The following is a 23,598-nucleotide window of genomic DNA, read 5'->3' as shown; positions in this document are numbered from 1 at the left end:
TGTAACCCCTATCTACTTTTTTTCACCCCGTGATCTTCTCCTACGAGTACGCTTAGGCTTTTCAACTTCTTTTTCATCAGCATCCTCTTCTTCACCAGGAGGAGTATCATCCACTGCGTTTCTCTGTCTGCGTTGGCGTTTTGGTTTCTCCTCATTTTCTTCATCATCAGATTTACGTGAACGTCTTTGACGTTTTGGTTGTTCTTCTTCAGTTGTTTCTTCTGGTTCTGGATCTCTTTTCTTACGAGTACGTTTTGGTTTCTCTTCAGCAGGTGAATCCTCTGCATTCTCTTCTTGTTCATCTGGACCAGCTTCACTCTTTTTACGTTCTCTCTTTGAGCTGTCCTCTTTAACAGGTGTAGATTCTTTTTTCTTACGTTTAGTACTCTTACCTTCTTGTGCAGCTTTTAGTTCTTCTAAAAACTCATCATAATCAAGTGCACAAGTTTCCACTTTCCAATCGTAACGACCACCACCAAATACGTTATTTTTCTTCTCCAGCTGTAGGAATCGTTCATCATCTGAATTACTGAATGCTCTCATCGTAAGGTCAACTGTTCCGGTTAAGAAGTTAGCAACCTTTTCATTAATGTTTGGTGTAAATGTTGTTCGCACGGATCCACCTTTCAACGTAATGTCTTTTCTCAACTCTTTACTTACATAACCAATTTGATAACCTAATGCTTTTAATCGTTTAATAGCTTTCTGCCATTCAGTCGTTACTTTGGACCATCCTTTACCATAAGAACCATCTGATTCATGCTCCCAACCGTTTTGCTCGAATACGTAGAATCGGCAATGCTCATATAAATCTTCAACTAAATCAAGAGCAACAGCTTCATACGTATTTTCTTCTGTTTCCAAATCATTAATTGTTTCTAAAAATACTTCCCACGCTAATTTCCTAAGTGTACGTCTACCTTCTTTTTTAACTTCATCTTTGATTGGAATAACTGGAGCAGTAGTATTATCCGTGTTCCCATCTGTATTTAAGAAAAGCAAGTTTGAAATGTTATCTACGAATGTAGACTTTCCGACATAACTGTCACCATAAATCCAAAAATCTGGGTTTTCATCAATTGTTAACTCTCGTCTCTCATTTTTCGGCAATGCCATAATTATCTCTCCTTTTTCATTTTGTATAGCTTCCAAGTAATTTGGTTGAAAGCGTGGGTTGCAACTGAAACAATTTCCACTAACATTCTTTGGGTATGACTTAGCAGTCTCTATTTTCTTAATGCTGTTTTTGAAATAAACAACATTCATTTCGTCGTATTCAATCGGAACCATTTTTACGCTGCTATCTTCCACTTCTTGTACTAATCGCTTACGGAAATGAAAGAGATCTTCATCTTGTTTTTGCTTAATGCTTGTCTTAGGAACAAACAAGTAAGCCATTCGCTTCACATCAAATCCGTCTTCTTCTAGATAGTGCTTATACAAGTGAAGTTGTCCACTATCCATGTAATTCTTAATGTGATTGGAATACTTAAAATCAATTACCATACTTTCACCATTTGGTGTTGTGAGTATCAAATCAACAAAGCCAATATAATTTGGTTTATCAATTTTGTATTCGTGGATGTACTCAAATCCCACAAAGTTTTCTTCTAAGAATTGTTTTACTTTTGGTATCAATATTTCTAATTTCATAGATTCTTCAACCATTCGATCATTGATACCAGGAAAAGATTTAAAGTATTCATCTATTGCAGTTGGCACATCTGTTTCAATCCCCTTATGCAACGCATTTCCTATTAATAAAGGATTAGCTGGATTGTTCCAATCAGGAATCTCCGTTAGCTTATCAACGTACCTTAACTTAAAATGGTATGGACAATCTTCGAATAAAGAGACACGTGAGTAAGAATACTGGGTCATGATGTTTCACCTGCTTTCCACCAATTAGGAACGGACATAATTTTAAGAGCTTGAAATAACTGGTCCATTTCAAAGTGTCCAAAATGACAATCTTCTACGTTAATATCTAATTGACTTGCTAGTATTCGATATAACTTACCTCTATTTACCTTCTTTGATTTCCAAATAGGATCAAAAAGATCATGACAGGCTTTTTTTAATACTTTCATTTCTTTGGTTGCTAATATTCCTAATGGCCTCGTACCTTTTTTTCCTCCATGAACACCTACACTAGCTCCGCAAGTTCTACAAAGATAGCATCTTCCATTACCAAATTCACGACCATAAATTTCTTTATTGCTTGTAAGCACTACTTCATTTCCACAATAAGGACAGTTCTTTGGTGGTTTCATTCCTTCATCACTTCCATTAAAGCAGCGTTGGATTGTTCTACTTGGTTCAAATAACTATCTAAATTAGTTACTGCATTTCTATCAATCAAAAGTTCATTTCTTTGGATGTCTAGTAATGCTGATAAAATGCTACGTGAATAACCTTTAAATACCCACTTTTTAATGGTTGTTTTGTACTTTGGTATAAATACATCTTCATAACGTTCTACCATTACATTCATGCTGTCGTAATCTTTAATACGAACATTTTTAACGGATATTAATACCTTCTTTTCACTCATTCAATCACCTCTACTACATCACCGTTCAACTGTTCACTACATGCACTACACAAATCTTCTTCTAACCACCAACATGGCCCATACTCTGTTATGCAAGCATTATCCCAAGTGCAACCACAGCTACGACATTTCTTTTCGCTCAACCAAACCACCTCTCTTTCCATGCTGCAAAGTCTTTTGGTCTTAAAATATAAGCCTCTCCACCGGAATCTTTTATCTTCCGAATGTTATAGAGTTGAAGTTTACTAGGTTTACCAACATCTGTTTTTAATTCGATACCGTGAAAAGTACCATCTATACAAGCTAATATGTCAGGAACACCTTCTTTGGTGTATTGAGATCCTGCCCAATATTTAATGTGCCAAGTGTCCTTACTTTTTAGATAAGCAATTACTTTTTTCTGAAATGCTGATTCTTTCAAACTCTCACCACCAGTAAAGGTTCAGGGTAAATAGTGCCTTGTTTACTTGGATACTTTTCATTTAACATACGGAAGCAATATGCTTGATTACCTTTCACATAAACCCTCTTTGTCTTTATGCCAATGATTTCAATCATTCTTCCATCACTGACCAAGTTAGACTTTGACTACTCATATACTCTTCAAGCTTTTGCAATTGACCTTCCGTACCTTCCACATGATAGGTTTCAACAAAAATATCTTCTTCGGTATGACCAGGTGCTTCACTAAGAGGAACTTCTTTCATCTGGTCATTTTTAACTTTAATTTTTGCATCACGTTCTATTTGATTCTTAATCTCATTCACAGGAATTTCATGGTCGAGTAATGAAATATAAGTGATATTGAGTAGATCTGTTCCATTCTCCAAATTAATTAAATCTACATGGCTTTTGATAACTTCTTGATCAGCTTTTTCTTTATCCTGTTGGACTCCAAGATGTTCAGCTTTGACAATAAGCTCTTCTTTAATAGATTTAATTGTTTTGCTCTTTGTTAAATAGCTTTCTTCAACTACTAATTGAGAAGCATATTTATCATTAAGACCTTCAATATGGATTAGGTGATCAATATAACCTTCAATTTCCATACGCTTGATTTCCTTACGTTTTTCCTCAAACTGGTCATGCTGCTCTTTTAAAGGATTGATAACTGAATCAAATTTCTTACCAAGTTCCTTACATTGATTTTCAAATCTGGTTACAGATACAGTAAGTTCCTTCTTGGTTTCTTTACGATAGGTGTCCAATGCCTTTTTACCTTTATTTAGTTCCGTAATGGTTTTCTTACATGCAGTAGCATCTTGTTCCGTAAATTCCAAACCTTCGTATTTAGCAAGTTGATCATCCAGTACTGCAGATAACTCTTCAAAATTAAATTCTACTTTGGCAGGTGTTAGGTCAATAGTTTTCACTTGTAGTTCGTTCACTCTTTAGTCACCTCAACCTTCTTTTTAATAAGCTCTATATCATCACCAGATCCACACTCTTCTAATACATAATCGGCAATAAATAGTTTTGCCTTTTGTTCGCTATCAAAAATACCTTTTACTATTTGCGATCCAGTACTCTCCGCCATATCAATTACCAACCAAACGTTCATCATTCTGCCTCCCCTGGTACAGTAAATTTAAAATTAAATCCTTCAACTGGTCTTTGCAGTTCAGCAATAATAGATTTCCAAATGGTACTATTACGAATTACAACTTGGAAAAACTCATCACCATCCTTGAACTTTTCAATTAAAGAAACATCATTGCAATTTAACCAGTAGCGATCACGTCTTCTATAGATAAAGAACAAAACGTTTTGTAAGTGATCACGTTCCATATCCTTTAGTTCATGGACAGTGCCATAACCATCAACCCAGTTTGTGCGGTTTAATACTGCTTCTGTTTTATAAGGGTTATCTTTACTTGGTCGTAAATCTGCCAAACTTTCATAGTACTGTTCACGTGCTAAATCTGCCATTTCACCCAATTACATTTCCTCCTCTTCAAATAGTTCATCTGTATAATCTTTCCGTTGCTCCAGGACTTCCTTCATTCTCCATTCGATACTTCCTTTAGTAAGTGGGAAGTAATAGAAACAAGGCCTTTCTTGTCCAATACGATTAATACGTTTCTTGCTCTGTTCAAATAGCTCACTCTTATCTGTTAATGAAAAATAGATAATCTTATTTGCCTTTTGCAAATTCAATCCCATAGCACCTGCTTGGTACTGAATAAGAGTGATACTATTCTCTTCTTGTTCATAAGCAGTCAAATCTTTAATATCTCCATTGATACTAGATATTGGTCTATCGATTAAATCAACTAATGTAGCGTACTCTTTTTTAAAGTTGTAAAAGATAATGATTCTATCATTGGTACTATCAATTAAGTCTTTTACATACTGCAGTTTGTTTTGATTATAAACACTTGCTAGTTGTCGCAAATACATTTTCTTAGATGCTGCAGTATCACCGAGTAGTAATTCATTATCGATCTCAATAATGTGATCTTTTGCAAAGTCGGTATATTGTTTAGTACTAGTAATCTTTATAATTTGCTCATTCATTGGTGGTAAATCGAATACTTCATCAGTTTTCATAAACACTGCACCATATTGCCTTAACTTTTTCTTCAATCGTTCTACATTTTTGTAACCGGTGATTTTAAACTTTTGGTTAAGATCATCCCATTCTTGAATGACAAATTGATTCATAAAGAGTTCCTTTTTTATATTCCAACCAAGTAAATGCAATTGGCTCCATAATTCTTCATACTTTCCACCTGTTGGAGTACCTGAAAGTAAGATCACATTGTCTGCAGCTAAACTTAAAATAAATTTAGACCTGTTCGATTTTTCATTCTTAATCATGCTACTTTCATCTAACATGAGTGTGAAATGCCTTAATTTTTCTAGTTCCGGCCTTCTCCATACCTTGTCATAGTTGATAATGAGGATACTCTCTTCAGGAATTCTATCTATACTTTGTTTATCAAATACAATGACCTGGTATTCTGGATAATGGTGTTCAAAGTGTTCTTTCCAATCACCTATTTTGGACTTTTGACAGATTACTAGATTGTAAGGTGTATTCAATTCCCACATTTTTTCACTGCCAACGAATGTTTTTCCTAAACCCATGTCAAGGTAGTACGCAACCCTGTTATAGTAATATGTTTGATCTAAAACTTTCTCTTGATGTGGAAAGAGTTTCATTTACATCACTTCATTTCGTGCTATACTGTTTTTGATAATGTTTTTTTATTTGAGTAGTCAGTTGCCGCTGACTGCTTTTTATTTTGAAATACTTTATATTTGATTCTTAATTCATACCAAGTCTTTATGATTTCCGGCGGTTGCATTATCGTTTGTACAAGATAATCACCTTTAAATGCTTTATATTCTTTCATGTCATCTTCTCTCCAACCAATATAAAACGTTACATCTTCATCTAATTTGATCACTGTATAACCAAGATAAGATCTATCACTAAGGTTTTTATGTTGAGCCTCATATCTTTTTGAGTGTTTAAGATTTAAGATATTATCAACGTTTTTTGAATACAGTAATCCAGTCATCAAAACCACTTTACTCACCTACCTTCAAATAATTATTGCTATAATTAAAGCTATAACCAGTGCACCTGCAAAACTTCCTAGCTTCATATTCCTCACCTCCCTTCAATAAGTAATGATTAAGTAATAATTCCAGAGGACTATAACTGCAAACAACACCACATATGTCCAATCAGATTCTATGAACCTATTCAAAACCAATCTTTCCTAACTTGTTCGTTTACTTTATTAAAACGATTTTCTTTACCTAGCTTCTTTTTGTTGTAATCAAGTATGGCTTTCATGGAATGATTAATCTGAAACAATGCATTCTTTGCTAAATCTTCATTGGCAGTTTTAGCTGACTTTAATCCATTAAGACCAGCTTCTGCTATGTTTTCAATGTGATTAAGAACTTTGTCCATATCTTCTTCGAGATAATGGTCTTTTAAAGACATTTATAAAACCTCCCATGTAATCATGTTTTTAAGATCGTAATCAACGTTGAAAATTGTCTGGTAATTGCCATCTTTATCATAGAAGCTTAAATGACTAATGCTTCCATTTTTACCCCAGAAAATACTTTTCACTAGACATTGCTTGCCATTAAAACTTATTATTGCTCGCATGCCATTTACCTCCCTCAACTAGCTATTTCGCTAACCTTTTTATACAATTCCGCTATTCCTGAGTGTGCTTTTTCATTTGGTAAAGAAAAGAGTATTTCCATGTCTTGCTGCAATAATTCAGCTCGTTGTTTACGGATTTCTGGATGATTATTTAGAATGTCATCAAACCTCCTTTGTAACAGCTGTAAATGTAATTGATTAGGATCAGTCAATTTGATTCACCTTCTTTCGTTCATCCATTCAATTAAAAATTTTTCAGCTTCTTTAGCTGGGTACAACCATTTACCACCTACTTTAACTTTTGGGAACCGCTCATCATGAAAGAATGTGTCTTGAATTGTGTTCCAGGATAAACAAGTCCTTCTTTTTAATTCGTTTGAATCCCAAAAAACAAGTTCTTTATCAAGTTCCTCTATTCTCCGATTAATTGCTTCCTGATATATTTTTTTAATAGCTTCTTCATCAACTTGAACATGAATCATATTTACACCTACAAGTTCTTAATAATTTCTTTGCTAAATACCTAAAATCTTTTTAATATGTTTTACATGCTGTTGAGCTTTTTCACCTGTTCTTCTTCCGTTAATAATGTCGCTAACATATGGAGCTGATACACCTAATAGTTCAGCTAATCGCTTTTGTGTAATCCCTTGCTTATACATTTCTGATTTAACCTTTGCTGCTAAATCGTTTGGCATAATCTACCCTCCTTCTCACTCACACCCAAGTTTCAAGACCTAAAATCATGGCGTGACCTATTGGTGTCGCTCACTATCCCAATTGATAGGTCTTGGCGTACTCCGCTCGTTTAGATGTTGAAACTTAAGTGTGAGTGTTTTTATAAAAAGCTATTAAATTAGCTAAAGTAATTGACCTAAAATGACTTTTTTGCTATTATATAGCCATAGCTAAATAAGACTTTAAAAAGCCTGCAACAATACATTTAATCCGTTCCCCAACGCAAAATTTGTATTTAGATAGGTCGTATTTTTTATTGTCTTTTTGCTAATTAAATAGCTTATGAACACAGTATAATGACTTTTATGTTATTTGTCAACGAAACACTGACTAAAAAGTTAATTGTTTTTTTCATAAGCTCTAGAAAGGTTGATACAAGTGAGTTTAGTGAAAAGAATAAAAAGTCTTTGTAATGATAAAAAAGTTACTTTTGCAGAAGTAGAAAGAAAAATAGGTATATCAAATGGACAAATTAGGCGGTGGGATAACGTATCACCTAAAAGCGAAACTTTACAAAAAGTAGCTGATTACTTCAACGTTTCGGTTGACTACCTTCTAGGAAGAACTGACAAAAAGACCCTTGTTGAAGATGATGAAACTATAGCTGCACATCACGATGGGGAAGAGTGGACAGAAGAAGAATTAGAAGAGATTGAAGAATTTAAGCGATTTGTGGCTATGAGAAGAGAGGCACGTAAGAATAAGGGGGATTGATTATGTATTCGTATGACAGTTTATTGGAGGAATGTGACGATAAATACATTGAGGTTTATGAAAGAAAAATGAAGTCTAAAGGTTTGTACAGTAATAATATTATATGGATTAATAAATTGTTACCTACGTATGCTGATAAGCTCTGTGTACTTGCTGAAGAAATTGGACATTATTATACATCAGCAGGAGACATACTAGACCAAACTAAATTGGTTAACCGTAAACAGGAACAACTCGCACGTTCTTGGGCTTATGAAAAAATTGTACCTTTATCAAAAATTGTACAAGCTCATAAAGGGAATATTAGAAATAAATATGAACTAGCTGAATTTTTAGGAGTGACTGAAACTTTTTTAGAACATGCATTAAAACGCTATAAAGAGAAGTATGGCGTTATTGTTAATTATGGAAAATATACAATCGCCTTTGAACCTCTTGGTGTTCAAGAATGGTTGTATAAAAATTTTTAAGCATTAAACAGAACAAATGATCTCATTAAAAATAAATTAGGGAGGTATTAAATTGGCTACTTTTAGACAACTTAAAAGCGGTAAATGGCAAGCGAGAGTGTCAAAAGATGGCAAAGAATTCAGCATCGGAACTTTCCGATCAAAAAAGGAAGCGGAAATTGAAGCTGGTAAAGTAGAAGAAAAGATATATTATGGACATACTCTAAATGACAGAGATATATCATTTGAAGATGTAGTAATGGAGTGGCTGAATGAACATAAAAAAGCCTCTGTTAAGGAGTCTACCTTTAAGCAATTGGAAGTAATTGTTCGGTTGCATATATTACCTTATTTCGGAAATAAACGAGTAATTAGAATTAGACGCCCCGAAATCAAAAGATGGATGAATAAGTATGCTGATATGAAGGACGATAATGGCGAAGATGTATATTCATTTGGATCACGTCTTAAATATTTATCTGTTCTCAAAAGTATTTTTCACTATGTGGTCCATGAAATGGAAATCTTAGACAAGGATCCGACGAGTAAAATGAAGATTCCTGTGAAAGATAAAATAGCTATCAAGAAGAAAATTAAATATTATAGATTAGAAGAATTAAACCAGTTATTAGATTTTATGGAAACATATCGGCATCAAAGATTTAAAGAATATCGTTTATATTACATGTTGTTGTACTTTCTAAGCCAAACTGGGTTGAGAATTAGTGAAGCATTAGCATTAAAATGGACTGATTTAAACGGAAAAAGACTAACAATTGAAAGACAAACTAGTCGTAACGAAAACAATAAGTTGAAGTTAACAACACTGAAAAATTCATCTTCTTATCGAACTATAAAACTTGATGATGAAATTTTAAAAGAACTAAAGCGTTTTAAGATGATACAAAATCAAGTAATTTTTAAATATGAAAACTTTAAACGAAGTGATGATGAAATAATCTTTCAGAATTATTTAGGAAACTATTTAACCCCTTCAACTGTGAGAGAAACAATTCAGGACTATTGTAAGAAAGCAGGTGTTGAGTACAAAGGTACTCATGGTTTTCGCCATACGCATGCAGTTTTATTATTAGAAGCTGGTGCAAGTATAAAATACGTTTCACAACGTTTAGGACATAAAACAATTAAAACAACTGCAGATACCTATTTAGATGTTACAGAAAAAATAGAAGAAGACGAACTAAATAAGTTCGCCTCCTACACAAAAAGAAATAAAACTGAATCTGAATCGGCACAAAATCGGCACGAGTCAAATTCTATATAAAACAAACCCCGGCACAACCCCCATTGTACCGGGGTTTTAGTTAACCTATCCTATACTACCTTCCATTTCAAACTTGATAAGACGGTTCATTTCGACTGCATATTCCATTGGAAGTTCTTTTGTAAATGGCTCAATGAAGCCCATTACAATCATTTCTGTAGCTTCTTCTTCAGATAAGCCACGGCTCATCAAGTAAAAAAGCTGCTCTTCGGATACTTTGGACACTTTTGCTTCGTGCTCCAATGAAATATTGTCATTATTAATTTCATTGTATGGAATTGTATCAGAAGTCGATTCGTTATCCATAATTAGCGTATCACATTCAATGTTAGAGCGGGCACCTGTTGCTTTTCTTCCAAAGTGAACAAGGCCACGGTAAGATACCTTACCACCATGCTTCGAAATAGATTTTGAAACAATGGACGATGACGTATTTGGTGCTAAGTGATGCATTTTTGCACCAGCATCCTGTAGCTGACCTTTACCAGCAAGTGCGATAGATAACGTCATTCCACGTGCACCTTCTCCTTTTAGTAGAACTGCTGGATATTTCATTGTTAACTTCGAGCCAATATTACCATCAATCCATTCCATCGTTGCGTTCGCATCACAAGTCGCACGCTTGGTAACTAGATTATATACATTGTTTGCCCAGTTTTGGATAGTTGTATAGCGGCAATACCCATCTTTCTTAACGAAAATTTCAACTACCGCACTATGCAAGGAATTCGTTGTATACACTGGTGCAGTACATCCTTCAACATAATGCACAGATGCACCTTCATCGACAATGATCAATGTTCTTTCGAATTGTCCCATATTTTCCGAGTTAATACGGAAATACGCTTGTAGAGGTGTTGAAGTCTGAACACCTTTTGGTACATAAATGAAAGATCCACCTGACCAAACTGCTGAATTTAACGCTGCAAATTTATTATCCGTAGCAGGAATAACTTTCCCGAAATATTCTTTAAAGAGTTCTTCATTTTCTTTAAGAGCAGTATCTGTATCTTTAAACACAATTCCTAGCTCTTCTAGATCTTCTTTTAAACTGTGATATACAACCTCAGATTCATACTGTGCAGATACACCTGCCAAGTATTTTTGTTCCGCCTCAGGAATTCCTAATTTATCAAATGTCTGTTTGATTTCGTCTGGTACTTCATCCCAAGTTCTTCCTTGTCTTTCTGATGGCTTTACATAGTACACAATTTCATCGAAATTTAGTTCAGATAGATCGCCACCCCATTGCGGCATTGGGCGCTCGTAGAAATGCTCAAGTGCTTTTAAACGATAGTCAAGCATCCATTGCGGCTCTTCTTTCATTTTTGAAATTTCTTCAACTACTTCGCGAGTAAGACCTTTGCCTGAACGAAAAACCGAGACATCACGATCATGAAATCCATATTTATACTCTTCGATTTCCGGCATGTTTTTTGCCATTGATAAACCCTCCTTCAGGTATAAGTATAAAGCTAATAGAGAAATAGCAATTACCTTATTATTACTCTTTTACACCCTTTTCCATTGCTTTCCAGGAAAGAGTTGCACATTTAATACGTGCAGGAAATTTCGATACACCTTGAAGTGCCTGAATATCTCCTAAATCTAACTTATCCGTATCAACATCTTCTCCCAGCATCATTTTTGAAAAGAGACTGGACATTTCCAATGCGTCATCTACTTTTTTACCTTTAATAGCTTGTGTCATCATGGAAGCCGAAGCCATGCTTATAGAACATCCTTCTCCATCAAACTTCGCATCTTCTACGACACCATCTTTTACCTGCATTTGAAGTTGAATACGATCCCCACAAGTAGGATTGTTCATATCGACAGTTAATATGTCTCCTTCCAAACTTCCTTTGTTACGTGGGTTCTTATAGTGATCCATTATAACTTGTCTGTAAAGTGTATCAAGGTTATTAGAAGACATTACCAAAATACTCCTTTGTTATTTGAAGTCCATCGATTAACCGATCAATGTCCTTCTCTGTGTTGTACATATAAAAGCTTGCTCTCGCAGTTGCTGTCACATCAAGCCAACGCATTAATGGTTGCGCACAATGATGACCTGCGCGCACAGCAATTCCTTCTGCATCTAGAACCGTTGCAGTATCATGAGGGTGAACATCCTCTAGATTAAACGTAACCAATGCAGCCCGTTTTTCTGGACCATAGATCTTTATTCCATCTATTGTTTTCATTTGCTGCATGGCATAATCAGCTAATTTTTGTTCATGCGCAGTAATTTCCTCCATACCGACTTGGTTAAGAAAGTCAATTGCTGCTCCTAAACCGATAGCACCAGCGATAATTGGTGTTCCCCCTTCAAATTTCCAAGGAAGCTCCTTCCAGGTGGAATCATAAAGGTTTACAAAGTCAATCATTTCCCCACCAAATTCAACTGGCTCCATATTTTCAAGTAGTTCTTTTTTTCCGTACATAACACCTATCCCTGTTGGTGCTCCCATTTTATGACCAGAAAATGTATAAAAATCGCAGTCCAAATCTTGAACATCAACCTTCATATGCGGGGCACCCTGTGCACCATCGATCAGTATGACGGCACCATGATCATGCGCAATTCTTGCAATTTCCTTAATTGGATTCACAGTACCAAGTACATTAGAGATATGAGTTATAGCGACAAGTTTGGTTTGATTTGTTACTGTTTGCCGAACAGCATCCAAGCTAATCGTGCCATCCTCCTGTAACGGAATATATTTTAATGTAGCACCTGTAGCTTTAGCAGCCTGTTGCCAAGGAATGATATTACTATGATGCTCCATTGGCGTAATAACAATCTCATCCCCTGGCTTTAGATTTGCTCTTGCATAACTGTATGCAACAGTGTTAATTGAAGTAGTAGTTCCACGTGTGAAAATCACTTCAGCTGTACTACTCGCATGAATAAAACGTCGAACTTTTTCGCGTGCCCCTTCATAAGCCTCCGTTGCTTTTGTTCCCAGTGTATGCACACCACGATGTACATTGGAATTATAGTTTCGATAATAGGTATCTACAGCTTCAATAACAGCTTTTGGTTTCTGTGAAGTTGCTGAAGAATCTAAATAAACAAAAGGATGACCATTCACTTCCTGATTGAGTATCGGAAACTGTTCTCGAATGGCCTTTACATCCATTAGTAAACCTTCCTTTCAATTACCTGCGTTAATTGATTTTTTACAGCTTCAATTGGTAATTGATTTACAACTGGAGCCAAGAAGCCATGTATAATTAAACGTTCAGCTTCCTCTTGCGTAATTCCACGACTCATTAGATAATATAGCTGAATTGGGTCAACTCGACCAACAGAAGCAGCGTGACCAGCTGTAACGTCATCTTCATCTATTAAGAGAATTGGATTCGCATCTCCGCGAGCTTTTTCACTTAGCATAAGTACACGAGATTCTTGCTCCGCGTTTGCTTTAGAAGCACCATGCTCAATTTTACCAATTCCATTAAAAATAGAAGTAGATTTATCTTTCATAACGCCATGCTGTAAAATGTAGCCCTCGGAATTCTTACCAAAGTGAACAATTTTCGCAGTGAAGTTTTGTGTTTGATCACCACGGCCGACGGATACCGTTTTGGCATTAGAAAGTGAATTTTCACCAACTAAGTGTGTGATATTCTCAGAAACGGTATTCCCGTCATTCATCTGTCCTAATGCCCAATCAACTGTTGCATCACGATAAGCAACACCGCGACGATTATTATATGCCGTTGTTCCATGAGCAAAGTTATCCACAGCACCAAAGGAAATTTTCGCATTATCTTGTGCAATAACCTCTGTTACTACATTAGCAACTGTAGCTTCCTTCTCATTATGTGAGAAATAATTCTCTACATAAGTTAACGAACTACCCTCATCAGCTACGACAAGTACATGATTAAATAACGCTACTTCAGGATCTTCCTGCCAAAAAATAGTTTGTAGAGGAACTTCTACTTCAACGTTTTTCGGAACGTATACAAAGACCCCACCATTCATTAAAGCAGCATGTAATGCAGTTAAGCGATGTTCATCAATTGATACTGCATCCTTCATATAATAGCGTTTCACTAGATCATCATGCTTCTGCAGCGCTGTAAAGATATCTGTAAAAATTACTCCTTTATCTTTCAATTCTTTGCTTAGTGTATTATAAGCAACCGAATGGTTTCGTTGAATTAAGAGGTTTTCTGGAGCATTTTCCTGATCCAAGAATTCCTGTAGTTCATTTGGAAGTTCTTTTAGCGACTGAATAGCAGCACCAGTAGCCGTGTGTTTAAACTGGCTAAAATTCCATTTTCCAATTTTAGTTTTATCAGGCTTTGGTAATTCTAGAGCGTCCGCTTGTTCTAGTGCTTGAAGGCGCAATTCCAGCATCCATTCCGGTTCATTTCTTTCCTTGGAAAACTGATCAATATATTCTTTATCGTATGGCAGCTTTGTTTCAACAGTCATAGTAGTACCCCTCCTTACTTACGCTTTTTGCTCAACAGTTTCGTCTTCGATACCAAGCTCTTCTTTAATCCACTCATAACCTTCAGCCTCAAGGCGTTTCGCTAACTCTGGTCCACCAGACTTAACCACTCGACCTTGCATCATTACATGTACTTTGTCAGGTGTAATATAGTTCAATAGACGCTGATAGTGCGTAATAATTAAGCAACCGAAGTTCTCATCACGTAGCCTGTTAATACCTTTTGATACAATCTTAAGCGCATCAATGTCCAATCCAGAATCAATTTCGTCTAGAATTGCGATTTCTGGTTTTAATAGTAATAATTGAAGGATTTCATTACGCTTCTTCTCTCCACCGGAGAATCCTTCGTTTAAGTATCGTTGTGCCATGTTTTTATCAATGTCAAGATAGTCAAGCGCACTATCCATTTCTTTAATGAAATTCATTAATGAGATTTCATTACCTTCACCACGGCGAGCATTTATAGATGAGCGAAGGAAATCAGAAGTAGTTACTCCACTGATCTCACTTGGATATTGCATAGCGAGGAATAGCCCAGCACGAGCACGTTCATCAACTTCCATTTCTAATACATCTTCACCATCTAATAGAACAGACCCTTCTGTAATCTCATACTTCGGATGTCCCATAATTGCAGAAGCTAATGTAGACTTCCCTGTACCATTTGGTCCCATTACTGCGTGGAATTCTCCACCTTTTATTGTAAGGTCTACACCTTTTAATATTTCTTTATCCTCAATTGAGACATGTAGATTCTTAATTTCTAATGTTGATCCTGCCATATCGATACCTCCAAATACAATTAGTTTTATTGTTACTTTGAAATGAATGCAAGATTCATTCTCACTTTATTCTCATTACAATCTTAAAGCATTTAGAATTTATTATCAACTCTTTTAAACAGAGTCAGTATTGTATAATAAATCCTTTATTTAATAGGATATCATGCATACCCAATTATCATCAAAAATAAAAGGTACGTATGCTTATTGTACATACGTACCTTTTATTTTCTCATCTATATTTCTAAATAACGCTTTACTTTCTCAGTCGATTTCATTATTTTTTCATGTGTCCGTCATACTCAGCAGCAAAATGCTTACACTTCTCATGCTCTTGCTGACGCTTTTTTTCAATTGCCAATCGCTTTTCTAACTTTCTTTCATACTCAGCAAATCCGATATGATGCGTCTGTTGCATAGCCTTCTCCATTTCAGAAGTGTAATTCATTTCTATTCCGCTATTGATAGGGAATCATCCTTTCTTATTTTATGACAATAATAAGGTTAACACAGAGGTGATTCCCAAAACAAAACGAATTTAAACGTATTATTCAGTTTATTGATCAGTATTTAACGGTTATTTAAGCCAAATAAACATCCTCATACAGTTTCTACTGATAACGCACATATACTCCCTATTCTTCATAAAAGCTATTACATCAAACTGCTGGATCAATGTCTTGTTGATATTCACTTTGTTAAAAGTAACTTTTTTAAAACGTTAGTCTGCTTGTTTTTTGTCGCCAACAGGTACGACTGCACCTTCGTATTCTTCTTCAATAAACTTCTGAATTTTTTCAGAATGTAGTACGTCTACAAGCTTATTTAATGCTTTATTGTCCTTATCCTCTGCTCTTACTGCGATAACATTAACATATGGTGAATCCTCATCTTCTATGAATAATGCATCGTCAGTTGGGATTAACCCTGCACCAATAGCATAATTTGTGTTTATGACTACTAATGATTCTTCATCTGTTTCATAAATTTCTGGTAAAAGTGCTGGGTCATAATCTGGTGAAAACGTTAAATTCTTAGGGTTTTCAGTAATATCATCAAGCGTTGCTTCTGATGTCTTTACTCCATCTGCCAATTTTATTATCCCATTCTTTTCAAATAAACCTAGTACACGACCACGATCAGACACAGAATTACTTAAGACTACTTCTGTTCCTTCTGGAATCTCCTCTATACTCGAAATGCCTTTGGAATAGACACCAATGGGTTCAATATGAATTCCATCGATATAATCCAACTTATATCCAGTATCACTTATTGTTTGCTCTAAATACGGAATATGTTGAAAATAATTAGCGTCTATTTCTCCATTAGCTAAGTCATCATTCGGTAATACGTAATCCTCATATTCAGTTATTTCTAATGTAATGCCTTCTTCTTTTAATAATGGCTTAGCCTCTTCAAGAATTTCAGCGTGAGGTGTGCTAGAAGCGCCTACTTTAATCGTATTTGCATCGGAGGAAGCTTCATCATCTCCGCCGCATGCAGCTAACACAAATCCTAAACTTATAATAATTAACACGGATAACCACAATTTTTTCATTTTATTCGCTCCTCTTAACTTGTTCATTTTATATCGTTCTTATCTTTTGTCTAACTTTCTTGATACATAATCGCCAATAAATTGAAATAGAAAAACAATGCATACAATGATGATGGAACATATAAGTACAACATCAAAGTCCCTACGTTGAAAGCCAGAGTAGTAGGCGTAGCTGCCTAATCCACCTGCACCAATTGCACCTGCCATCGCTGTATAACCAATTAATGCAATAGCTGTTACCGTAATACCCGAGATCAGTGCTGGCATTGATTCAGGTAACAATACTTTAAAAATAATCGTACTGGTCTTTGCTCCCATTGCCTTTGCAGCCTCAACGACACCTTTATCAACCTCTCTCAGTGCTATTTCTACAAGCCTTCCATAAAATGGAGCTGCACCAATAATTAATGCTGGTAACGCCGCGTTTGGACCACGGATAGTTCCAATTAAAAAGTTAGTAAACGGGAAAAGCAACAAAATCAATATAATAAAGGGAATAGCTCGAAATACATTTACTACCGTCGCTATAACAAGATTTAATAACTTATTCTGCCAAATTCCACCTTTTTGAGTAAGGAATAGAAGCAATCCTAACAATAACCCAATAATAAACGTTCCAACTAAAGCAATGATCGTCATATAAAAAGTCTCATAAGTTGCTTCTATAAAATCTTCTACTTTAATATTTGGTAATAAATTAGTTAGCATCGTGGATAACCTCCAATTCTACGGAGGTTTCTTCACGAACAAACGAAATAGCTTTGTTCATATCTTTTTCATTACCGTCCATTTGAATAAATAAGGTTCCATAGGCACCAGCCTGTGTTTGCGTTATTTTCCCTTGTAAAATGCTAATGTCCACACCATATTTTTTTATAATTTGACTAATTAATGCGTCGTTCGTTGTTTCTCCAACAAAATGAAGTCTGATTAGCTTTCCATTTTGATAACGGTTCATAACATGTGATATATCACTATCTTCCTCGTCAGACCCCATAATTTGTTTGACGAACTTTTTAGTAACAGTTTGCTTTGGATGTAGAAACACATCGAGTACATTCCCTTGTTCTACAATCTTTCCATTTTCCATAACAGCAACTTGATTACATATTTTTCGAATCACTTGCATTTCATGTGTAATAAGAATAATAGTTAACCCTAAATTTTTATTAATATTAACAAGTAAATCTAATATTGCGTTCGTCGTTTCTGGGTCAAGTGCCGAAGTTGCTTCATCACATAATAAAACCTTTGGCTTATTTGCCAAGGCACGTGCAATACCGACTCGCTGCTTCTGACCACCACTTAGCTGGGCGGGGTAGGATGTTTCTTTTCCCGTTAACCCAACTAGCTCAATCAATGTTTTTACACGATTATCCCTTTCCGCTTTAGGAATCCCAGCTATTTCCAAAGGAAAAGCAATATTATCGGCAACAGTTCGCGACCAGAGCAAATTAAAATGCTGGAATACCATCCCAATATCTTGCCTTACTAATCGAAGTTCTCGTTTATTTAATGTCGTAATTTCCTTGTCATTCATTGTAATTCGACCACTGGTTGGTTCTTCAAGGCGATTTAATAATCGAACGAACGTACTTTTACCCGCTCCGCTATAACCAATAACACCAAAGATGTCTCCTTGATCAATCGAAAGGGTCAAATTATCTACAGCTGCTGTATTGCTTTTGTTTGAAGTAAAGACCTTACTCAAACCCTGTATCGATATCACACGTAATCCTCCTTTTATTTACATACATTTGTATTATGTCCTTAAATACAATTAAAAACGCCTTTCTGTAAGAGAACAGAAAGACGTTTGTTTGCCTTTTCGTCCCCTCATCTATCAAAGCCTAGGCTTTGCAGGAATTAGCACCTTTCAAGCATGATAGCTTGAAGGTTGCCGCGGTTTCATAGGGCCAGTCCCTCCACCGCTCAAGATAAGAGTTTTCAACTATTTAATTACGATAAAAGATATATTAGCATGCTGTATAAACAATGTCAACGATTTTCAGCTAACTATTCTTAAACATTTCCGGCTTATAATCTAATAAATATCGATAAATATTAGGTATGGAATGAAATGCGTACACTTTTTCTACAATTCGATTATCCTTCTTAACAACAAGACACGGTACACTTTCTATTTGATTATCCTGCATAAATTCTGGATACAAGGATGCATTCATCTCATAAAAAATGTCTTCTTGATGTACAGACTCAATTTTCTTTAGCATGGACCTTGCTAAATTGCACGTACCACAAAAAGGAGTAAATATATAAAGAAGGTAGTGGTCTCTTTTCAAAAGTTCGGCTGTAATTTGTTGCAAACATATCACCTTATTTAAACTAATTCATAGTGCTTGCTAAGTCCTACCCATTACTTTTACACCTTGTTTAGATTAAGAAAATCGGATTAACAGCGATTCGTTTACTCACTAATACTTGAGCTAAAATATTTTCAGGAGTTGTTGCCACTTCTCGATATTCACTACTAACATAGATGTGTTCTGCATGTGGTAGTTCTCTTGCCAATTGCTTTCGCAGTTTTTGGCCTGATTCATCCTCATCTACTAAAATGTAGACGTCTTTATCATCTAATGCGTAATCCTCTAACATTTGATCGAATCGTTCAACACCTAATGTTCCATTCGTACATATAATCGTTACATCGTCAGTAATAACCTTTCTAATTTGCTTTTTATCTGTTAAGCCTTCTACGATAATAATTTTTTCTAATTCGTCAGTTATCATCACATAGCACTCCTCAGTAAATCAAGCGGAAGGTTTTAATATCGCTCACTTCTACTATGTTATCAGTAGTTGTCTTTTCGAAATGTGAGTTTCCTTTATTATATGATGAAATGTAGTTATTTAGTGATACGTCCAATTCGTAATGTTGAGCAATTAGTATAGCTGTAAAAACATGGCTGATTCCAACCAAAGGTTGTTTATCAGCCATTTATTTTTCTGATATGCAATTAGTCTTGATTTACGATCTCATCATATGCATCAGCAGATAATAAATCATCAAGCTCTGTCTCTTCAGATGGTTCAATCACGACCATCCAAGCTTTCTCGTAAGGAGATTCATTTACGAATTCAGGGCTATCCTCTAGCTCTTCATTCACTTCAATAACCTTACCGCTAATTGGAGCATATAATTCAGAAACTGTTTTCACTGATTCTACACTACCAAATGGTTCATTTACTTCTAATTCATCACCAGGTTCAGGGAGCTCTACGAACACAATATCTCCTAATTCATCCTGAGCAAAATCAGTAATCCCAATACGAACTTTTCCATCTTCTTTTTTTACCCATTCATGTTCTTTTGAGTATAATAATTCTTTAGGTACGCTCAAACTATCCCCTCCAATATGTAATTCACTTTTACTATACAAGGTATACGCGCAATTATCCAGTATTTCTTTTTAACTTTTCATATTATTTGTTCATACGGTTTTTTCCAAAAGTCCATAAATACATGTCTTATTTTGGACGTTTCTTTATGTCTGTTATTTTACGTAAGTCTATCCTAAACATGCTCTGTTCAAAGAGAAATTAAAGCCACGTATTTTCAAACATCTCCTCTTTAAAACCGACTGTTACTTTTGAGTCATCTGCGACAATTGGACGCTTAATTAGCATGCCATCGGTGGCTAATATTGTTGCCATCTCTTCATCAGATGCATCTTTTATTTTATCCTTGATATTTAGTTCTCGATATTTTTTTCCGCTTGTATTAAAAAACTTTTTGGCAGGAAGCTCACTTTTATCAAACAGATCTAATAATTCTTCTTTTTTCGGTGGAGATTCAACAATATGAATTAACTGATATTTAACCTGATGATCATCCAACCATTTCTTTGCTTTTTTGCATGTATCACAATTTGGATACCAATAAACGGTGACTGCCATGTAGACTCTCCTTTGTAATCTAGTATAGATTTATTATAGCAAAATAGCGGATGTAAATTCGACTAAAATGTTGACCTATAAAAAGTGATGGTCTGATTCGAAAGTCATGTCTCTGGTCAACATTGAAAAAATTGGTTCTTGTCGAAGGCTTGCCATGGTCCCAGAGTCAACTTTTTCCGTATCTTATGTTTACTACCTGCGAGATCTTTCGCTCATGCTATTCCCACAGGCGTCTCCGCCATCCTCTCTGCAATTAGACACTAGAACATCGCCCCTTTCATCATATTGTAATTCACCAACCAAAAACAAAAATGAACTGATTGTTTATGAGGGATCTACGATAAAGTTATAACTAAATTAGAGATGATATCGAACTCTTTAACTTATGCAAAATAAAGTGGGTGAAGGCGGAATTTCAAATTAATACAAACCAAACGAAACACTGAGGCAAGGACAAAACACAACTTCTTTACTCAAAATGCGAATAATCATGTTATCAATAGAGATATCATCGCCGCACCGTGAAACTATACGCTCTTTCCGCGGGCATAGCACATAGCCGTCAAGTTAAGCAGGATATTTTAAAAACCAAAAAGTTATTCGTTATTCTGACATTATAAATGGAATAATTTGGAGGGATTACGTATGGCTAAGCAATATCATTTTGACTCGTTTGTAAAGAGTGTGCACGATATTTTATCTATTTCTGAACTTCGCAATGTTGCTCGAGAATCAGGTTTTGTACAACGATTGAAGAAGATAATGCCGGAAGATTTCTGAAGTATATGTGCCTTCTTACATGTTTTTTACATGATAGTGATAGGTAGCTTCAGGAATACCCACAACAAGAAAAATATCTTTTAATCGGAATCCTTCTTCTTTGAGTTCGAATGCCACCTTTGCCTGTGCTTTTCGTAGAAGGCATTCGGATTCTCCCGAAAAGCTTTTAGCTTTTTTAAGTAGGCATTCTCTAGCCTTAGTAGTTCACAACCTTCACTTTATATTCTTCACTATATTTAGCCACAAAACCCCCCTGAAATTAGTTTTCACTCTAACTTCAGGGGGGGTGGTACCACATCGTTCGTTTTTAATTGTTTCTTCATTCTTTTGTCTTAGTGTCGATGTTTCGTTCATTTAATGGGCTGTTGTCTCAGCATGATATATTACAACACATATTTTTCTTCTTTAATAATTTGCTTTGCTATTTCTCGTTTCTTGGCAATTACATTTGTAGGCGTATGGCGAGTTAGCTTCCGTAATGAAGATAACATCATTCTTAGTGTATCTCCTTCTTCTACAGCAATTAATGTTTCTTTTGCATCAGCTTCTATACGATTAAATGCTTCTTGTACGAATACTTGCGTATAGAGTAGCTTTTGTTTATGCTTTGCTTCTCCATCTTTTTTAATTGCCTTTTCAGTACGTAGAATAGCAGCTTCCATATTGTAAACCTCAGCTACCATATCTGCTAAATTCACTAATATTTCTTGTTCTTTTTCTATTTTTTGCATATATTTTTGAGCTGCAAGCCCTGCACCAAGTAAGACAATTTTCTTCGCATTTTTCAGTAGATGCTTTTCTTGCTCAAGTGTTTCAGTACCTACCTCTTCCGGCATAAGCATCATCAGCTCTTCTTGGAGTGCCTGTGCTTTTTGAAGAAGTGGTAGCTCGCCTTTCATCGCCTTTTTCAATAGCGTGCCTGGAACGAGTAAACGATTAATTTCGTTAGTTCCCTCAAAAATACGATTTATTCGCGAGTCACGATAGATACGTTCCACTTCATATTCTTGCATAAATCCATATCCACCATGCATTTGAACTGCTTCATCTGCCGCATAATCTAGTAATTCCGTACACGTATATTTATTCATGGAACATTCAATCTGATACTCTGCAATAGCTCGTGCCACTTCTCTACCATCATTTAATTGTTCTTGTGTTAAAGCTCCCATACGCTGTTCGAACAATCCGACGGTTCGGTAAACAGAGCTTTCATTCGCATACGTCTCTGCAGCAATCGTAGCTAGTTTTTCTTGTGTTAAAGAGAAGCTGGAGATTGGTGTATTAAATTGCTTACGCTCATTCACATATTTTACAGCTAATTCCAGCGCTCTCTTTGAACCACCAACTCCGCCAATAGCTAGCTTATAACGCCCTACATTTAAAATATTGAACGCTATAATATGGCCACGTCCCTTTTCTCCTAATAAATTTTCTACTGGAACTTCAGCATCTTCCAAGATTAATGTACGCGTAGAGGAACTCTTTATCCCCATTTTCTTTTCTTCCGGTCCGGTAGATACACCTGGAAAGTCCCTTTCCACAATAAACGCTGAAAAGTGCTCACCATCAATTTTTGCGTATACAACAAATACATCTGCAAAGGCTGAATTGGTGATCCATTGCTTTTCACCATTTAGTATATAGTGTGTTCCGGCTTCATTTAATTTTGCTGTTGTTTTTGCACCGAGCGCATCGGAACCAGAGCTAGGCTCTGTCAATGCATATGCAGCTAACAATTCTCCAGTTGCCAGTTTAGGTAAATAGGTTTGTTTTTGTTGTTCGTTTCCAAAGAAAACAATTGGTAAAGAACCGATGCCGACATGGGCACCATGTGTTACAGAAAAACCACCAGCGCGTGAAAATTTCTCTGTAATTAGCGACGAACTAATTTTATCTAATCCTAACCCGCCATACTCTTCCGGAACATCGGCTCCAAGTAATCCTAATTCTCCTGCTTTCTTTAATAAATCTACGGAATGTTCAAACTCATGATTCTCCAAATTCTCTAATTTCGGAAGGACTTCACCGGATACGAATTCTTCTGTCGTTTTTGCAATCATCTTATGTTCTTCTGTAAAATCTTCCGGTGTTATTACATCATCACTCGATAAATCTTCTACTAAAAAACCGCCACCTTTAAACACCTTCTCCTTCGTTTCACTCATTTTCATCTATCCCTTCTTTATTTTTTCTGAAATACCGATGTG

General features: G+C 35.7%; 32 protein-coding genes and 1 riboswitch. Of the genes, 4 read left to right on the top strand and 28 right to left on the bottom strand.

Annotated features, from left to right (window positions below; genetic code table 11):
- Positions 1-12: 12 nt before the first annotated feature.
- The 14 genes from JUJ52_RS02500 to JUJ52_RS02435 form a co-directional block, all read right to left on the bottom strand.
- Positions 13-1,881 carry an AAA family ATPase gene (locus JUJ52_RS02500; RefSeq protein WP_228088606.1) on the bottom strand — a complete coding sequence of 623 codons (1,869 nt, stop codon included), beginning with the start codon at positions 1,879-1,881 and terminating at the stop codon, positions 13-15.
- Complete coding sequence (locus JUJ52_RS02495; protein ID WP_228088605.1) at positions 1,878-2,273, bottom strand: zinc-finger-containing protein; 396 nt, start codon at positions 2,271-2,273, stop codon at positions 1,878-1,880. Before JUJ52_RS02495 ends, JUJ52_RS02500 begins: the two co-directional genes overlap by 4 nt.
- Positions 2,270-2,554: a hypothetical protein gene (locus JUJ52_RS02490; RefSeq protein ID WP_228088604.1), complete on the bottom strand. Its 285-nt coding sequence runs from the start codon at positions 2,552-2,554 to the stop codon at positions 2,270-2,272. The genes JUJ52_RS02495 and JUJ52_RS02490 overlap by 4 nt, the downstream gene beginning before the upstream one ends.
- 139 nt (positions 2,555-2,693) lie before the next feature.
- A complete protein-coding gene (locus JUJ52_RS02485) occupies positions 2,694-2,975 on the bottom strand; it encodes a VRR-NUC domain-containing protein (RefSeq protein WP_228088603.1) in 282 nt (93 codons plus the stop codon).
- Positions 2,976-3,108: 133 nt separating this feature from the next.
- Positions 3,109-3,942, bottom strand: coding sequence for a DUF1351 domain-containing protein (locus JUJ52_RS02480; RefSeq protein ID WP_228088602.1), 834 nt, complete (start codon positions 3,940-3,942; stop codon positions 3,109-3,111).
- A complete protein-coding gene (locus JUJ52_RS02475; RefSeq protein ID WP_228088601.1) occupies positions 3,939-4,115 on the bottom strand; it encodes a hypothetical protein in 177 nt (58 codons plus the stop codon). The genes JUJ52_RS02480 and JUJ52_RS02475 overlap by 4 nt, the downstream gene beginning before the upstream one ends.
- The gene (locus JUJ52_RS02470; RefSeq protein ID WP_228088643.1) at positions 4,115-4,483 is read right to left on the bottom strand and encodes a hypothetical protein; all 369 of its coding nucleotides are present in this window, start codon (positions 4,481-4,483) and stop codon (positions 4,115-4,117) included. The genes JUJ52_RS02475 and JUJ52_RS02470 overlap by 1 nt, the downstream gene beginning before the upstream one ends.
- A gap of 9 nt (positions 4,484-4,492) precedes the next feature.
- The gene (locus tag JUJ52_RS02465; RefSeq protein ID WP_228088600.1) at positions 4,493-5,719 is read right to left on the bottom strand and encodes an SNF2-related protein; all 1,227 of its coding nucleotides are present in this window, start codon (positions 5,717-5,719) and stop codon (positions 4,493-4,495) included.
- Positions 5,720-5,739: 20 nt separating this feature from the next.
- Positions 5,740-6,081: a hypothetical protein gene (locus tag JUJ52_RS02460; protein WP_228088599.1), complete on the bottom strand. Its 342-nt coding sequence runs from the start codon at positions 6,079-6,081 to the stop codon at positions 5,740-5,742.
- 188 nt (positions 6,082-6,269) lie between these two features.
- Positions 6,270-6,515, bottom strand: coding sequence for a hypothetical protein (locus tag JUJ52_RS02455; RefSeq protein ID WP_228088598.1), 246 nt, complete (start codon positions 6,513-6,515; stop codon positions 6,270-6,272).
- Positions 6,516-6,686, bottom strand: coding sequence for a hypothetical protein (locus tag JUJ52_RS02450; protein WP_228088597.1), 171 nt, complete (start codon positions 6,684-6,686; stop codon positions 6,516-6,518).
- Between the two features lie 14 nt (positions 6,687-6,700).
- Positions 6,701-6,898, bottom strand: a complete 198-nt coding sequence (locus JUJ52_RS02445; protein WP_228088596.1) for a hypothetical protein — start codon at positions 6,896-6,898, stop codon at positions 6,701-6,703.
- 6 nt (positions 6,899-6,904) lie between these two features.
- Positions 6,905-7,168 (bottom strand): group-specific protein, encoded by a 264-nt coding sequence (locus JUJ52_RS02440; protein ID WP_228088595.1) that lies wholly within the window; start codon positions 7,166-7,168, stop codon positions 6,905-6,907.
- 33 nt (positions 7,169-7,201) lie between these two features.
- Positions 7,202-7,384, bottom strand: a complete 183-nt coding sequence (locus tag JUJ52_RS02435; protein ID WP_228088594.1) for a helix-turn-helix domain-containing protein — start codon at positions 7,382-7,384, stop codon at positions 7,202-7,204.
- Between the two features lie 418 nt (positions 7,385-7,802).
- Here JUJ52_RS02435 and JUJ52_RS02430 point away from each other — a divergent pair, with 418 nt between their 5' ends.
- The 3 genes from JUJ52_RS02430 to JUJ52_RS02420 are packed head-to-tail and all read left to right on the top strand — an operon-like array spanning position 7,803 to position 9,872.
- The gene (locus JUJ52_RS02430) at positions 7,803-8,138 is read left to right on the top strand and encodes a helix-turn-helix domain-containing protein (protein ID WP_228088593.1); all 336 of its coding nucleotides are present in this window, start codon (positions 7,803-7,805) and stop codon (positions 8,136-8,138) included.
- A gap of 2 nt (positions 8,139-8,140) precedes the next feature.
- Positions 8,141-8,608, top strand: a complete 468-nt coding sequence (locus JUJ52_RS02425; protein ID WP_228088592.1) for an ImmA/IrrE family metallo-endopeptidase — start codon at positions 8,141-8,143, stop codon at positions 8,606-8,608.
- 52 nt (positions 8,609-8,660) lie between these two features.
- Complete coding sequence (locus JUJ52_RS02420) at positions 8,661-9,872, top strand: tyrosine-type recombinase/integrase (protein WP_228088591.1); 1,212 nt, start codon at positions 8,661-8,663, stop codon at positions 9,870-9,872.
- Positions 9,873-9,917: 45 nt separating this feature from the next.
- Here the strand turns inward: JUJ52_RS02420 and sufB are convergent, their stop codons facing one another.
- From sufB to JUJ52_RS02355, 13 genes are all read right to left on the bottom strand, one after another.
- Positions 9,918-11,315, bottom strand: a complete 1,398-nt coding sequence (sufB, locus tag JUJ52_RS02415) for a Fe-S cluster assembly protein SufB (protein ID WP_026681590.1) — start codon at positions 11,313-11,315, stop codon at positions 9,918-9,920.
- Between the two features lie 61 nt (positions 11,316-11,376).
- Complete coding sequence (gene sufU / locus JUJ52_RS02410; RefSeq protein ID WP_026681591.1) at positions 11,377-11,808, bottom strand: Fe-S cluster assembly sulfur transfer protein SufU; 432 nt, start codon at positions 11,806-11,808, stop codon at positions 11,377-11,379.
- Complete coding sequence (locus JUJ52_RS02405) at positions 11,798-13,018, bottom strand: cysteine desulfurase (protein ID WP_121605609.1); 1,221 nt, start codon at positions 13,016-13,018, stop codon at positions 11,798-11,800. The genes sufU and JUJ52_RS02405 overlap by 11 nt, the downstream gene beginning before the upstream one ends.
- A complete protein-coding gene (gene sufD, locus JUJ52_RS02400; RefSeq protein WP_026681593.1) occupies positions 13,018-14,325 on the bottom strand; it encodes a Fe-S cluster assembly protein SufD in 1,308 nt (435 codons plus the stop codon). The genes JUJ52_RS02405 and sufD overlap by 1 nt, the downstream gene beginning before the upstream one ends.
- Positions 14,326-14,343: 18 nt before the next feature.
- The gene (gene sufC / locus JUJ52_RS02395) at positions 14,344-15,129 is read right to left on the bottom strand and encodes a Fe-S cluster assembly ATPase SufC (protein ID WP_026681594.1); all 786 of its coding nucleotides are present in this window, start codon (positions 15,127-15,129) and stop codon (positions 14,344-14,346) included.
- Positions 15,130-15,406: 277 nt separating this feature from the next.
- Entirely contained in the window at positions 15,407-15,577 is a 171-nt protein-coding gene (locus JUJ52_RS02390) for a YuzK family famiily protein (RefSeq protein ID WP_166529766.1), read from the bottom strand.
- A 273-nt stretch (positions 15,578-15,850) separates the two neighbouring features.
- Positions 15,851-16,690, bottom strand: coding sequence for a MetQ/NlpA family ABC transporter substrate-binding protein (locus JUJ52_RS02385; protein WP_205388775.1), 840 nt, complete (start codon positions 16,688-16,690; stop codon positions 15,851-15,853).
- Positions 16,691-16,729: 39 nt separating this feature from the next.
- The gene (locus JUJ52_RS02380) at positions 16,730-17,398 is read right to left on the bottom strand and encodes a methionine ABC transporter permease (RefSeq protein WP_026681596.1); all 669 of its coding nucleotides are present in this window, start codon (positions 17,396-17,398) and stop codon (positions 16,730-16,732) included.
- The gene (locus JUJ52_RS02375) at positions 17,388-18,419 is read right to left on the bottom strand and encodes a methionine ABC transporter ATP-binding protein (protein ID WP_121605610.1); all 1,032 of its coding nucleotides are present in this window, start codon (positions 18,417-18,419) and stop codon (positions 17,388-17,390) included. Before JUJ52_RS02375 ends, JUJ52_RS02380 begins: the two co-directional genes overlap by 11 nt.
- A 104-nt stretch (positions 18,420-18,523) precedes the next feature.
- A riboswitch (SAM riboswitch) is annotated at positions 18,524-18,634 on the bottom strand.
- A 68-nt stretch (positions 18,635-18,702) separates the two neighbouring features.
- On the bottom strand, positions 18,703-19,026 hold the full coding sequence (locus tag JUJ52_RS02370; RefSeq protein WP_308035994.1) for a thioredoxin family protein: 324 nt from the start codon (positions 19,024-19,026) through the stop codon (positions 18,703-18,705).
- A gap of 58 nt (positions 19,027-19,084) precedes the next feature.
- Entirely contained in the window at positions 19,085-19,441 is a 357-nt protein-coding gene (locus JUJ52_RS02365) for a toprim domain-containing protein (RefSeq protein ID WP_026681599.1), read from the bottom strand.
- 227 nt (positions 19,442-19,668) lie between these two features.
- Positions 19,669-20,052 (bottom strand): glycine cleavage system protein GcvH, encoded by a 384-nt coding sequence (gcvH, locus tag JUJ52_RS02360; protein ID WP_026681600.1) that lies wholly within the window; start codon positions 20,050-20,052, stop codon positions 19,669-19,671.
- 199 nt (positions 20,053-20,251) lie between these two features.
- Positions 20,252-20,608 (bottom strand): arsenate reductase family protein, encoded by a 357-nt coding sequence (locus JUJ52_RS02355; protein WP_026681601.1) that lies wholly within the window; start codon positions 20,606-20,608, stop codon positions 20,252-20,254.
- Between the two features lie 645 nt (positions 20,609-21,253).
- On the opposite strand from JUJ52_RS02355, the gene JUJ52_RS23290 reads away from it, so the two are divergent.
- Positions 21,254-21,388: a hypothetical protein gene (locus JUJ52_RS23290; RefSeq protein WP_255637388.1), complete on the top strand. Its 135-nt coding sequence runs from the start codon at positions 21,254-21,256 to the stop codon at positions 21,386-21,388.
- A gap of 383 nt (positions 21,389-21,771) precedes the next feature.
- Here the strand turns inward: JUJ52_RS23290 and JUJ52_RS02350 are convergent, their stop codons facing one another.
- Complete coding sequence (locus tag JUJ52_RS02350) at positions 21,772-23,556, bottom strand: acyl-CoA dehydrogenase family protein (RefSeq protein ID WP_026681602.1); 1,785 nt, start codon at positions 23,554-23,556, stop codon at positions 21,772-21,774.
- Positions 23,557-23,598: the final 42 nt, after the last annotated feature.

The sequence above is a fragment of the Virgibacillus sp. AGTR genome, assembly GCF_016919725.2.
Classification (GTDB): domain Bacteria; phylum Bacillota; class Bacilli; order Bacillales; family Amphibacillaceae; genus Virgibacillus; species Virgibacillus salarius.
This window is presented reverse-complemented; position numbering and strand designations above follow the sequence as displayed.